At 69.6% G+C, this 12642-nt stretch carries 13 protein-coding genes and 1 riboswitch; of the genes, 7 read left to right on the top strand and 6 right to left on the bottom strand.

The genetic code is table 11. From position 1 onward, the window contains the following. Positions 1–13 precede the first annotated feature (13 nt). The gene (locus L632_RS0105875; RefSeq protein ID WP_028716474.1) at positions 14–538 is read right to left on the bottom strand and encodes a DUF4174 domain-containing protein; all 525 of its coding nucleotides are present in this window, start codon (positions 536–538) and stop codon (positions 14–16) included. 57 nt (positions 539–595) lie between these two features. On the opposite strand from L632_RS0105875, the gene scpA reads away from it, so the two are divergent. From scpA to L632_RS0105855, 4 genes are all read left to right on the top strand, one after another. Beyond that, the gene (scpA, locus tag L632_RS0105870) at positions 596–2740 is read left to right on the top strand and encodes a methylmalonyl-CoA mutase (protein WP_028711284.1); all 2145 of its coding nucleotides are present in this window, start codon (positions 596–598) and stop codon (positions 2738–2740) included. 118 nt (positions 2741–2858) lie between these two features. Further along, entirely contained in the window at positions 2859–3347 is a 489-nt protein-coding gene (locus L632_RS0105865) for a GNAT family N-acetyltransferase (RefSeq protein WP_084648065.1), read from the top strand. Positions 3348–3552: 205 nt separating this feature from the next. Further along, positions 3553–4086, top strand: coding sequence for a hypothetical protein (locus tag L632_RS0105860; protein WP_028711286.1), 534 nt, complete (start codon positions 3553–3555; stop codon positions 4084–4086). Between the two features lie 64 nt (positions 4087–4150). After that, positions 4151–5467 carry a homoserine dehydrogenase gene (locus tag L632_RS0105855; RefSeq protein WP_028711287.1) on the top strand — a complete coding sequence of 439 codons (1317 nt, stop codon included), beginning with the start codon at positions 4151–4153 and terminating at the stop codon, positions 5465–5467. Between the two features lie 73 nt (positions 5468–5540). Here the strand turns inward: L632_RS0105855 and L632_RS0105850 are convergent, their stop codons facing one another. Next, positions 5541–6185, bottom strand: a complete 645-nt coding sequence (locus L632_RS0105850) for a GntR family transcriptional regulator (RefSeq protein WP_028711288.1) — start codon at positions 6183–6185, stop codon at positions 5541–5543. A gap of 44 nt (positions 6186–6229) precedes the next feature. Next, positions 6230–6913, bottom strand: a complete 684-nt coding sequence (locus tag L632_RS0105845; RefSeq protein WP_028711289.1) for a M48 family metallopeptidase — start codon at positions 6911–6913, stop codon at positions 6230–6232. A 149-nt stretch (positions 6914–7062) separates the two neighbouring features. On the opposite strand from L632_RS0105845, the gene L632_RS0105840 reads away from it, so the two are divergent. Continuing rightward, positions 7063–7383 carry an FYDLN acid domain-containing protein gene (locus tag L632_RS0105840; protein ID WP_028711290.1) on the top strand — a complete coding sequence of 107 codons (321 nt, stop codon included), beginning with the start codon at positions 7063–7065 and terminating at the stop codon, positions 7381–7383. Positions 7384–7453: 70 nt separating this feature from the next. Then, positions 7454–7927, top strand: coding sequence for an NUDIX hydrolase (locus tag L632_RS0105835; protein ID WP_028711291.1), 474 nt, complete (start codon positions 7454–7456; stop codon positions 7925–7927). Positions 7928–7930: 3 nt separating this feature from the next. On the opposite strand, the gene L632_RS0105830 is transcribed toward L632_RS0105835, so the two are convergent. Continuing rightward, on the bottom strand, positions 7931–8572 hold the full coding sequence (locus L632_RS0105830) for a TenA family protein (RefSeq protein ID WP_028716472.1): 642 nt from the start codon (positions 8570–8572) through the stop codon (positions 7931–7933). A gap of 66 nt (positions 8573–8638) precedes the next feature. Next, a riboswitch (TPP riboswitch) is annotated at positions 8639–8770 on the bottom strand. A 167-nt stretch (positions 8771–8937) separates the two neighbouring features. On the opposite strand from L632_RS0105830, the gene L632_RS0105825 reads away from it, so the two are divergent. Continuing rightward, positions 8938–10128 (top strand): AI-2E family transporter, encoded by a 1191-nt coding sequence (locus L632_RS0105825; protein ID WP_028711293.1) that lies wholly within the window; start codon positions 8938–8940, stop codon positions 10126–10128. A gap of 114 nt (positions 10129–10242) precedes the next feature. Here the strand turns inward: L632_RS0105825 and hflC are convergent, their stop codons facing one another. Together hflC and hflK are read right to left on the bottom strand one after the other, a co-directional pair. Then, entirely contained in the window at positions 10243–11358 is a 1116-nt protein-coding gene (hflC, locus tag L632_RS0105820) for a protease modulator HflC (RefSeq protein WP_028711294.1), read from the bottom strand. Next, entirely contained in the window at positions 11358–12587 is a 1230-nt protein-coding gene (gene hflK, locus L632_RS0105815) for an FtsH protease activity modulator HflK (protein WP_028711295.1), read from the bottom strand. The genes hflC and hflK overlap by 1 nt, the downstream gene beginning before the upstream one ends. Positions 12588–12642 lie beyond the last annotated feature (55 nt).

Here is a 12642-nt window from a genome sequence, read left to right as displayed (position 1 = left end):
TTTTCGCAACATCCTATGGCAGCCCGGCCCGGCCGATCTCGCGCAGGCGCAGCGGGAACTTGTCGATGGCGCGGGTGATCTCGCGCACCGACCAGGGCACGGGCTTGCGCTGCTTGACCTGGCCGTCCTTGTCCATCAGCACCAGCGAAAACCCCTCGGGGCGCAATTGCCGGCGCCAGACGCTGGCCGCGGCCGGGTCGGTATCGGTCACCACCACCACGTCGCGGGCCAAGAGCGGCGCCGGATCGCGCTGCAGGGCGGTCAGCTGCTCGACGAAGGCCGGGTCGGCCGCCGTATCGGCAAAGATCACCACCGGCCGGGCCTGCCACATGAATTCCGCCGGGTCGGCCTCGGCCGCCGGCAGCACGGTCAGTTCGCGCTCGGCCGGCCCGGCGGGCGCGGCCGTGCCTTCGCTGCGCGCGGCGGGCACTTCGCCGCGGACATACGGGCGATGGCCGTCGGCCTCGCCCTCGGGCCTGGGTCCCATCGCCGCCAGAAGCGGCACCGCCGCCAGAAAAATCAACCGTTTCAGTTTCATCGCCCCCTCTACTCTCTCTTCATATAAGAGCAGAGGGGCCATGGGAAAGGATGCAAGATGAGCGAAAACACGAAAGCCTCCCTGGAGGAATGGCGCAGGCTCGCCAGCAAGGAGCTGAAAGGCGCCGATCCGGACAGCCTGACCTGGCACACGCTGGAGGGAATCGAGGTCAAGCCGCTCTATACCGAAGAGGACGTCCGCGACCTGCCGCATCTGGGCAGCCTGCCCGGGATCGAGCCCTATACCCGCGGCCCGCGCGCCACCATGTATGCCGGCCGGCCCTGGACCATCCGGCAATATGCGGGGTTTTCCACTGCCGAGGAATCGAACGCCTTCTATCGCAAGGCGCTGGCGGCGGGCCAGCAGGGCGTCTCGGTCGCCTTCGACCTGGCCACGCATCGCGGCTATGACAGCGACCATCCCCGGGTCGAGGGCGACGTGGGCAAGGCCGGCGTCGCCATCGACAGCGTCGAGGACATGAAGATCCTGTTCGACGGCATCCCGCTGGATAAAGTTTCCGTGTCCATGACCATGAACGGCGCGGTGATCCCGGTGCTGGCCAATTTCATCGTGACGGGCGAGGAACAGGGCCATTCCCGCGCCGTGCTGTCCGGGACCATCCAGAACGACATCCTCAAGGAGTTCATGGTCCGCAACACCTATATCTATCCGCCCGAGCCCTCGATGCGGATCATCGCGGACATCATCGAATACACCTCGAACGAGATGCCCAGGTTCAACTCGATCTCGATCTCGGGCTATCACATGCAGGAGGCGGGCGCGAACCTGGTGCAGGAGCTGGCCTATACGCTGGCCGACGGGCGCGAATATGTCCGTGCCGCGCTGAAGGCCGGCATGGACGTGGACCAGTTCGCCGGGCGGCTGTCCTTCTTCTTCGCCATCGGCATGAATTTCTTCATGGAGGCGGCCAAGCTGCGCGCCGCGCGCCTGCTGTGGACGCGCATCATGAAGGAATTCGATCCGAAGAAGCCGGGCAGCCTGATGCTGCGGACGCATTGCCAGACCTCGGGCGTCAGCCTGCAGGAACAGGACCCCTACAACAACGTGGTCCGCACCGCCTACGAGGCGATGGCCGCGGCGCTTGGCGGCACGCAGTCGCTGCACACCAATGCGCTGGACGAGGCCATCGCGCTGCCAACCGAATTCAGTGCCCGCATCGCCCGCAACACCCAGCTGATCCTGCAGGAGGAAACCGGCATCACCCATGTCGTCGATCCGCTGGCGGGCTCCTATTACGTCGAAAGCCTGACCCATGAGCTGGCCGAGAAGGCCTGGGCGCTGATCGAGGAGGTCGAGGCCATGGGCGGCATGACCAAGGCCGTGGCCTCGGGGATGCCCAAGCTGCGCATCGAGGAAAGCGCCGCCCGCCGCCAGGCCATGATCGACCGCGGCGACGAGGTGATCGTCGGGGTGAACAAGTATCGGCTGGCCAAGGAAGACCCGATCGACATCCTCGACATCGACAACATGAAGGTGCGCGAGGCGCAGATCGCCCGGCTGCAGGCGATGCGCGCGGCGCGGGACGAGGCGAAATGCCAGGCGGCGCTGGACGAGCTGACGCGCCGGGCCAAGGAAGGCGGCAACCTGCTCGAGGCGGCGGTCGAGGCCGCGCGCGCCCGGGCCAGCGTGGGAGAGATCAGCATGGCGATGGAGAAGGAATTCGGCCGCCACCGGGCCGAGGTCAAGACGCTGGCCGGCGTCTATGGCGCCGCCTATGAGGGCGACGACGATTTCGCGCAGATCCAGCGCGACGTCGAGACCTTCGCCGAGCAGGAGGGTCGCCGCCCGCGCATGCTGGTGGTCAAGATGGGCCAGGACGGCCATGACCGCGGCGCCAAGGTGATCGCCACCGCCTTCGCCGATATCGGCTTCGACGTCGATGTGGGGCCGCTGTTCCAGACCCCCGAGGAAGCCGCGCAGGACGCCATCGACAACGACGTGCATGTGGTGGGGATCTCGTCTCAGGCGGCGGGCCACAAGACCCTGGCGCCGAAGCTGATCGCGGCCTTGAAGGACCAGGGCGCCGGCGACATCATCGTGATCTGCGGCGGCGTCATCCCGCAGCAGGATTACGATTTCCTGAAGAAGGCCGGGGTGAAGGCGATCTTCGGGCCGGGGACCAACATCCCCTCGGCGGCGCGCGACATCCTGAGCCTGATCCGCGAGGCGCGGGCGGCCTAGGCGCCCCGCCGGCAACGGCGCCTCTTGCCGGCGCCGTTGCATGGGTATTTGTGAAACAGAGAAGATGGCCAGCCGCCGCGCGAGGGATCGGGCCGCGGCTTCCAACCGGAGCAAGCCCATGATCATCCGACCTGCCGAGGAGCGCGACCTGGCCGCCATCCTGGATTTCTGGAACCCGCTGATCCGCGAGACCACGGTCACCTTCTCGAGCGAGGAGAAGACCGCGGAGGGGCTGGCGCGCATGATCGCCGGGCGCCGGGCGGCGGGGCGGGCGTTCCTGGTCGCCGAAGAGGCGGGCGAGGTGCTGGGGCTGGCGAGCTATGACCAGTTTCGCAGCGGCAACGGCTATGCGCATTGCATGGAGCACACCATCATCCTGGCGGCGGCCGCGCGCGGGCGCGGGGTCGGCCGGGCGCTGATGGCGGCGCTGGAGGATCACGCCCGCGCCGCCGGCGCGCATGGCATGATCGCCGCCGTCTCGGCCGAGAACGAGGCCGCGATCGCCTTTCACCGCGCCATCGGCTATGGGCCGGCCGGGTTTGTGCGGCAGGCCGGGCGCAAGTTCGGCCGCTGGCTGGACCTGGTGCTGCTGCAGAAGATCCTCTGACCGCGCCTTGCCTGTCGCCGGGCGCTGTGGAACACTCGCGCCCGGAACGCGGAGGCAGGATGGACGACGGACGGGGCAGGCGGATCACCGGCATCACCGGCGAGGGAGACCCGGTGCGCGATCCATCCGTCGGGGCCCTTCCCCCGGTCCCGCGGGACGCGGGCCGAGGCCGCAGACCCCCGCCCCCCGGCCGCATCGGTGGGCCATGGCGAGGATAGGCGCGCCGCCCGAGACCCATTACACCCTGCCGCCGGATTTCGCCGCCGCGCTGGGGCAATGCGTGGCGAATTTCGGCTGGCTGGAGGAGATCATCAAGCGCACCATCTATGCGCTCGACCGCGCCCGGCTGGCCGACGACCTGACCGAGGCCGAGCTGCAGACCTGGCTGACCCGCATGGGCGCCGTCGCCGATGATTCCATGGGCACGCTGATCGAGCAGCTGGACGCCGCCATGAGCCGCTATCCCGGCTTGCGCGACCGCAGCCGCATCACCGACCGGCTGGCCGAGATCCGGCTGCTGCGCAACCTGCTCTGCCATGCCTCCTGGCGTCCGACCGAGCATCGCGGGCGCTGGCATCCGGCCTTCGTCAGCACCAGGGGCGAGGTGCAGCGCGATCCGCTGGGCATCGACGACCTGAACCGCATCCGCGAGGAGACGGTCGAGATCGGCACCCGGGTGCTGCGAGTGATGCGCGCAACCGGCGTGCAAGGCTATTGGGCCGGGGACGACGAGGCGTAAGCCTTGCGTTGCAAGCCCGCGCGCCATCCGCTAACACCGCTTCGTCCATAGATAAGAGTTTCATATGTCCGCCCAGAACCAGGGGCAAAACGCCTCTCCGCTTCGTCTCGGCATCGCTGGTCTCGGGACGGTCGGCACCGGCACCGTCAAGATCATCCAGAAACACGCCGCCCTGCTGGGCCTGCGCGCCGGCCGGCCCATCGCCATCACCGCCGTCAGCGCCCGCGACCGGATGAAGAACCGCGACCTGGACCTGTCCGGCTATGCCTGGGAAGACGACGCCCGCGCCCTGGCGCTGCGCGAGGACGTGGACGTCCTGGTCGAGCTGATCGGCGGCGACGAGGGCATCGCCCGCGAGGCGGTGACCGCCGCGTTGCGCGCCGGCAAGGATGTGGTGACCGCCAACAAGGCGCTGCTGGCGATCCACGGCCAGGAGCTGGCGGAACTGGCCGAGGCCCATGGGCGGGTGATCCGCTTCGAGGCTGCCGTGGCCGGCGGCATCCCGGTGATCAAGACCATGACCGAGTCGCTTTCCGGCAACGAGATACGCCGCGTCATGGGGGTGATGAACGGCACCTGCAACTATATCCTGACCCGGATGGAAAGCGCCGGCCTGCCCTATGAGACGGTGTTCGAGGAGGCGCGGCAGCTGGGCTATCTGGAGGCCGACCCGACGCTGGACGTGGGCGGCATCGACGCCAGCCACAAGCTGGCCATCCTGGCCGCCATCGCCTTCGGCACCCGCCCCAGCTTCGACGCGGTCGAGATCGAGGGCATCGAGCGGGTCAGCATCGACGACATCCGCCGCGCCGCCGACATGGGCTATCGCATCAAGCTGCTGGGGGTGGCCCAGATGACCGGGCGCGGGCTGGAGCAGCGCATGTCGCCCTGCCTCGTTCCCGCCGACAGCCCCTTGGGGCAATTGCAGGGCGGCACCAACATGGTGGTGATCGAGGGCGATGCGGTCGGCCAGATCGTGCTGCGCGGCGCCGGCGCCGGCGAGGGTCCGACCGCCAGCGCGGTGATGTCCGACGTGGTCGAGATCGCGCGCGGCGTCAGGATGCCGAGCTTCGGCCAGCCGGCCGAGACGCTGGCCAGCCCGCAACCGGCGCGAACGGCAGTGCCGGCGGCCTATTACATCCGCCTGCAGCTGACCGACAAGCCGGGGGCGCTGGCCAAGGTGGCCTCGGTGCTGGGCGACAGCGGCATCTCGATCGACCGCATGCGGCAATACGGCCATTCCCACAGCGAGGGCATCGCGCCGGTGCTGATCGTCACCCACAAGACCACCCCCGAGGCCATCGACCACGCCATCGAGGCCCTGCCCCGCACCGGCGTCATCGCCGGCGAGCCGGTCGAGCTGCGGATCGAGGAGGTCTGATCCGGCGCTGGCCGCGCCCGCCCGCGCTGCCGGATTCGGGGATTTCTGCAACGAAGAAATGGCCGCGCCGGGTTCAGGCCGTGCCCAGGTGGCGCAGGCCGTGGGTCACGTCGGCCCGGACCGCCAGCCGCAACCCCGGCTCGTCCCCGGCGCGCAGCGAGGCCAGGATCATGCGGTGATGGCGCGGCGGCTCGTTGCGCTTGACCCGGCCGTAGAGCGCGCGCATGGTCGGGCCGAGCTGCAGCCAGACCGTCTCGACGATGGCCAGCATCGCCGGCGCCTGGGCGCGCAGGTAGAGCAGCCGGTGGAATTCCAGGTTGGTGCGGATATAGCCGATCGCGTCATGGCTTTCCGCCGCCTCGCCGATGGCGGCGTTGATCACCGCCATGCGCTCGATCAGCGCCTGGTGGGCGCGCGGCAGGGCGCGGGCGGCCAGTTCCGGCTCGATCAGCCCGCGCAGCGCCGCCAGTTCCTCGATGCGCTCGACCGAAAGCTCCGGCGTGGTGATCCGCCCCGAGGAGGAGAGCGACAGCGCCCCCTCGGCCACCAGGCGCCGCACCGCCTCGCGCGCCGGGGTCATCGAGACGCGATGCTCGGCGGCGATGCCGCGCAGGGTCAGGGCCAGGCCGGGCGGCAGTTCGCCCAGCATGATGCGCTGGCGCAGGTTGCGATAAAGCCGCTCATGGGCGGAACTTTCCGAGGAACGCGAAGCAGTCATGCGCCAGCTGTGATCACAAAACCGGGCGCCGTCAAGTCCGCACGTCAGAGGCGGAACCGCCAGGCCAGCAGCTCATGGCCGTGCCTGCGCAGCCAGGCGCGGTGGCGCGCGTAATCCGGCATCAGCCGCCCGGTCGCGGCCCAGAAGGCCGGCGAATGGTCCATATGCGCCAGATGCGCCACCTCATGCGCCGCGACATAGTCCAGCACCTCGGGCGGCGCCATGGCGAGGCGCCACGAGAACATCAGCCGTCCGTCATGGGTGCAGCTGCCCCAGCGCGAGCGCGTGTCGCGCAGCGCCAGCGCCCGGAAGCCGCGCCCCAGCGCCGCCGCGTAGCGGTCGCAGGCCGCGACCAGCCGGGCCTGCGCCAGATGCTTCAGCCAGGCCTCGACCACCACGCCGGCCGGCCGGGCCTGCGGCACCAGCAGCGCCTCGTCGGTCAGCTCGACCCGGCGCGTGCCTGCCGGAGTGATGCGGCGCAGCCGGCCCTCGACCGGCAGCAGCGCGCCATGCTCGGCAAGCTGCAGCGCCGGCATTTCGGCCCGGGTGCGGCGCAGCCACTCGGCCCGCGACTCGGCAAAGGCGCGGCCGTCCGAAAGGCTGGTGCGGCTGGGCAGGGTCAGCACCACCTCGCCCCCCGCCCGCGCCACGCGCAGCGTCATGCGCCGCGCCCGGGCCGAGCGCCGCAGCGTCACCGGAATGTCGCCTCCGACCAGAATCCTGTCCATCATGTCCCGCATCTTGCGATGGTCCGCCTGTTGCCCCATCTTTCCCCTGCACCGCCACCCGCCCGCAAGGGGAAAAGGCTTTGACAGCCCCGCGCGGCTATGGCAGGGGACAGCGGATTTACCTGAACGCGGCAGAAAAAGAGAATACCATGCCCAAAGAGGAATGGGGCACGAAACGCCTTTGCCCCCATTGCGCCACGCGCTTCTACGACCTGAGAAACGACCCGATGACCTGCCCCGCCTGCGGCGCAGAATTCACGCTGGAAAGCCTGACCAACGGCCGCTCGCGCTCGCTGATCTCGGAAAAGACCGCGGCGCGGGAAGAAGACCAGACCGATCTGGTCGATGACGAGGATCTGGACGACGACGCCGATACCGGCGATCTGGACGACGATCTGCTGGACGACGACGATGACGGCGACATGTCGCTGGACGACATCGCCGACGTGCCCGAGAGCGACGACGAATAAGCCCTCGTCCCGACTGGTCCAGGCCCCGGAACGCGACCCGCGGCCGGGGCCTTTCCTTTGGCGGCCGAAGATGCGGATCATCGACAGGCAGGCCATGCGCGCCATCCTGCTGACCCCGGACGACCGGGTGCTGCTGATGCGCGTCGATTACGGCACCGGCGACTGGTGGATCACCCCCGGCGGCGGCGCCGAGCCCGGCGAGACCGCCGAGCAGACCCTGCGCCGCGAACTGGCCGAGGAACTGGGCTTCGCCCTGCCCGCGCTTGGCCCGCTGGTCTGGCGCCGCCGCGTCGCGATGACGCTGCGGCAGCGACGCTGGCGGCAGTCCGAGGACTATTTCCTGATCGAGACCCAGGATTTCGTGCCGGTGATCCGGAACGCGCCCGAGGCCGGCGCCATCCGCGAATTCCGCTGGTGGAGCCTGCCCGAGATGCGCCATACCGGCGAGCGGCTGGCGCCGGCCGCGCTGCCGCGCATCGTGCTGGACTATCGCGCGAACGGGCCGCCCGGCAGCCCGCCCGAGATCGAGATCGTCGAGGATTGACCGTCAGGCCGCGTAGACCTCGTCGAAAAACGCCCGTTCCAGCGTGACGGCGCGCCGGAAGAAGTCGCGCGCCTGATCCGCCGCTCCGGGCCCGGCCCGGTCGAACTCCTCGCGCAGGAAGCCGACGAAATCCCGGAAGAAGGCATTATCGTGCAGCGTGATCCATTCGGCATGGACGAAACGCTCGGGCAGCGGCTGCGGCGCGCGGCTGGCCCAATCGAGGTAAAGCCCCTCGGCCACGTTCAACACCGCCAGCACGGCGGGATAGCTGCGCGTCGCCGCCGCCTCGCGCATCAGCGCCTGGAACCCCGCGGTGGGCGCGCTGTCGGGGGTGGCGGCGCGATCCGCCTCGTCCACGCCGAGCGCCGCGAAGGCGCGCAGGAAATAGTCGTTCTCCTCGCCCGAGACCATGCCGGCGAAACGCCCGAAGCGCAGCCGCGATTCGAAGCGGTCGGCCGAGGCGATGGCCGCGCCCAGAAGCGTCAGGAAGGCGTCGAGAAAGCGGTGATCCTGCACCAGGTAGCGCGCCATCGCCGCATCCGCGATGCTGCCGGCGAACAGCTCGCGTACGAAGCGGTGCTCGACGGCGGCGGTCCAGTCCGCGGCGCATTCCCGGCGCAGGGTTTCGAAAAAGCTCTCGGTCATCGGGGCCCTCATGGCTTGGGGCGAGACCGGGTTGCAGTTCGGCCTCGCGGTGAGGCCGGCAAAAGACAGGCGCATCCTTCCCATCCCTTCGCCGGCATGATCCGGATCAGGTTCGAAGGGTCACCGCGCCGCCCGTCGTCGGGTCGATCGAGGCCAGCGGTCTCTCAGCCCCTTGCCGGGACTCCCCTTGGTGGCGCCAGACTAGCGCGCGGCGCGGCGGCTGTCACGGCCTGCCCACAAGATCGTGAGCCGCGAAATCCGGAACCGGCCGGCTGCGGCGCGGCATTGCGTCTTGCAGCCGGGGGCGAGATGTTATCTCGTTGCCGCAGGGCGGGCGCTACCCGCCCGCAGTCAGGACCGGGACCATGACGACGGGCGAAATGCCGAAACCCACGACCGCGACAGAACTGAACGATCCCGCCGCCTCGCGGCAAAGCCCGAAACAGGTCGGCCTGCGCCTGCACCGGCCGCCGCTTCTGACCAATATCTCGGCCGCGCGCTGGCTGCTGCTGGCCATCGTGGCGGCCTCGATCTATTTCTTCCACGGCTTCCTGGTGCCGGTGCTGGCGGCCATGGTGATCGCGCTGGCCAGCTGGCCCCTGCGCGAGCGCGCCGCCCGCCAGCTGAACCTGGGCCGCACCGGGGCGGCGACGGTGCTGGTGCTGGTGCTGGTCTGCTTCCTGCTGATCCCCATCGCCATGGCGCTGATCTATGCCTTCCGCGAGCTGCGCGACTGGATCAACTGGGCGATCGTGGTCAACAGCTCGGGCGCGCCGACGCCGGGCTGGATGGTCGAGCTGCCGCAGGTCGGCGACTGGCTGGACGAGAACTGGCAGACCTATATCGGCCGGCCCGGCGGCATCAGCGAGATCGTGCAGCTGGTCAGCGGCTCGAATATCGGGGCGATCTATCGCGGCGCGGTGACGGCGGGGACGCTGGCCTTCCATCTGGCGCTGACCTTGCTGTTCATGCTGATTACCCTGTTCGTGCTGTATCGCGACGGCGACAAGATCGTGGCGCAGATCGACCAGGTCGGCCGCCGCATCCTGCCCGACCGCTGGAGCAGGCTGTCGCGCGTCGTGCCCGCGACGATCAGCTCGACCGTGACGGGCATGACCCTGATCGCCATCGGCGAGGGGGTGATCCTGGGCGTGGCCTATTGGCTGGCCGGCGTGCCCTCGCCGGTGACCTTCGGGGTGATCACCGGCTTCATGGCGCTGATCCCGGGCGGCGCGCCGCTGTCCTTCACCCTGGTCTCGGCCTATCTGGTGGCCAGCGGCTCGCCCGTCGAGGGGGCGGCGCTGTTCGTCTGGGGCACCTGCGAGCTGTTCGTGGTGGACAAGACCATCCGCCCGGTTCTGGTCGGCGGCCCGGTCAAGCTGCCGTTCCTGCCGACCTTTTTCGGCCTGATCGGCGGGGTCAAGACCATGGGCATCGTCGGGCTGTTCGTCGGCCCGGTGCTGATGGCGCTGCTGGTCTCGATCTGGCGGGAATGGCAGCGCGAGCTTGCCGAAGAAGAGCAGCGGCAGGACAGCAAGCTGATCGGCCTGGAGTGACCGGGGCCTGACCGGCCCCCGGCGCAAGAACGGCGGAACATGGAAAAAGGCGGGGCGCAGATGCGTCCCGCCTTTCCTGTTGCGGCCGGGCTTCCGTCGGCGCCGGCGTCCGGATCAATCCGCCGGAAGCGGCGCCGGAGGCACCACGGGATCCTCCTGCGGCGGCGCGGCCAGCGATTCCGGCAGCGGCGTCAGCGTCACGCCGGCACCGGCGCCCAGCGGCTCGCCCTCGCGATTGGTCTCGGTCGGGGCGACGGCCTCGCCGGGTGCGATCGCGCCCGAGCTCTCGGCCTCGGCTTCGTCCTCGTCCGCGGCGGGGGTCGAGGCCGGCCGGGGCACCGGCACCGGATTGGCCCGGTCGGCCCCGTCGTTGCGCAGGTAGTCGAAGAACTCGCCCTGCGGCTGGATCACCAGCGAGCTGTTCTCGCCCCGCAGCGCCCGCTCATAGGAGGTCATCGAGCGGGTGAAGGCAAAGAACTCGGGGTCGCGGCCGAAGGCATCGGCGTAGATGGCGTTGCGGCGGGCATCGGCTTCGCCGCGCACCACCTCGGCGCGCTTCCGCGCCTCGGAGGTCAGCTCGACCACGGTGCGGTCGGCGGCGGCGCGGACGCGCTGCGCGGCCTCGCCACCGCGGGCGATCTCGTCGGCGGCCTCGCGCTCGCGCTCGGCACGCATCCGGGCATAGGTCGCGGTCAGGTTCTGCTCGGGCAGGTCGGTGCGGGTCAGGCGCACGTCGATGACGCGGATGCCCAGGTCGCGGGCATCGTCGCGCGACAGGTCGCGGATGCGATTCATCAGCGGCGTCCGGTCGTCCGACAGCACCGTGGTCGAGGGCACCGAGCCCAGCACCTGCCGGATCGCATTGGTCACGATCGGCTCAAGCCGGCGCTGCGCGAATTCGATGCCGCCCGCACCCACCGCGCGGCGGAACTGCACCACGTCGGTGATCTGCCAGCGCGCGAAGGCATCGACCACCAGACGGCGGTCGTCCAGCGGCGTGACCTCCATCGGCGGGGTCGGCAGGCCGAGGATGCGGGCGTCGTATTTCACCACATTGTCGAGGAAGGGCACCTTGACGCCCAGGCCCGGCTCCTCGCGCACGTCGACCACTTCGCCGAAGCGCAGGACGAGCGCCTTTTCACGCACATCGACGATATAGAGCGAGGAGATGACCAGGACCGCCACCACGACCAGGAAGGGCAGCGCCAGAAGCGAGATTGCACGGTTCATCACTGGTTCCCCCCGCTGGTGTTGCCCGAATTGGCGTTGCCCGTATTGCGGTTGCCGGAAGCCGGCGCCCCGCTGCGCAACTGATCCAGCGGCAGATAGGGCACCACGCCCGGCCCCGCCTCGCCGTCGAGGATGACCTTGTTCACCCCGCCCAGAACCTTCTCCATCGTTTCCAGATACATCCGCCGGCGCGTCACCTCCGGCGCCTTCACATATTCGTCATAGACCGAGTTGAAGCGCGCGGCCTCGCCCTCGGCGGTGTTCACCGCCTCGGCGCGATAGGCCTCGGCGCGTTCGATCACGGCGGCGGCCTCGCCCCGGGCGCTGGCCAGCACGCGGTTCGCATAGGCGTCGGCCTCTTTCTCCAGCCGGTCGCGTTCCTGCTGGGCGGCCTGCACCTCGCGGAAGCTGTCGATCACCTCGCGCGGGGGGTCGGCGCGGTCCAGGTTGACGCGCAGCACGTTGATCCCCGCCTCATAGGCGTTCAGCGTGTTCTGCACCGCCAGCTTGAGGTCGTCGGCGATGGCACCACGGTCACGGTTCAGGATCGGCGCCAGTTCGGACCGCGCCACGATGTCGCGCATGGCCGATTCCGAAACCGCGCGGATCGTGTCCTCGGGATCGGCGAGGTTGAACAGGAATTTCTCGGGGTCCGAGATGTTCCAGACCACCTGATAGGCCATGTCCACGATGTTCTGGTCGCGGGTCAGCATCAGCCCCGAATCCATCGGCCCGGCGCGGCCGGTGCCGATTTCCGTGGTCCGTTCGCCCGAGACCTGCACCACCTCGGCGGTGACGACCGGCCAGGGCGCGAAGTTGAGGCCCGGCTCGCCGGTGCCGACGGGCTTGCCGAACAGCAGCTCGACCGCGCGTTCCTCGGGCTTGACGGTGTAGAAGCTGGAAAAGGCCCAAAGCGCCACCACGGCAAGCGCCGCGATGCCCCAGGTGCCGCGGTTCATCTGGAATTGCGGGCCCTGCGGACGGCGCGGACCGCCGCCGCGATTGCCGCCGCCCGGCCCCTTGCCGCCCATCAGCACCCGCAGACGGTCCTGGCCCTTGCGCACCAGTTCCTCGATCTCGGGGATCTGGTCGCCCCGGCGCGGCCCCTGCGGACGGTCGTCCTTGCCGCCCCCCGGCCCGCCCCAGGGACGCTGGCCGCCCCCCTGCGGCGGCTCTCTGCCGCCCTTGCCATCATCTCCGCCGCCGCCCCAGGGGCCTTGTCCTGCCATAAATCTCGTGCCTCGCTTTACGTCCGTGTGGTTGAAACTGGTGGCTTCGGCCGGA

It is taken from the genome of Paracoccus sp. J39 (assembly GCF_000518925.1).
Lineage (GTDB): Bacteria > Pseudomonadota > Alphaproteobacteria > Rhodobacterales > Rhodobacteraceae > Paracoccus.
The sequence above is the reverse complement of the archived record's forward strand: the minus strand, read 5'-3'. Positions and strand labels throughout refer to the sequence as shown.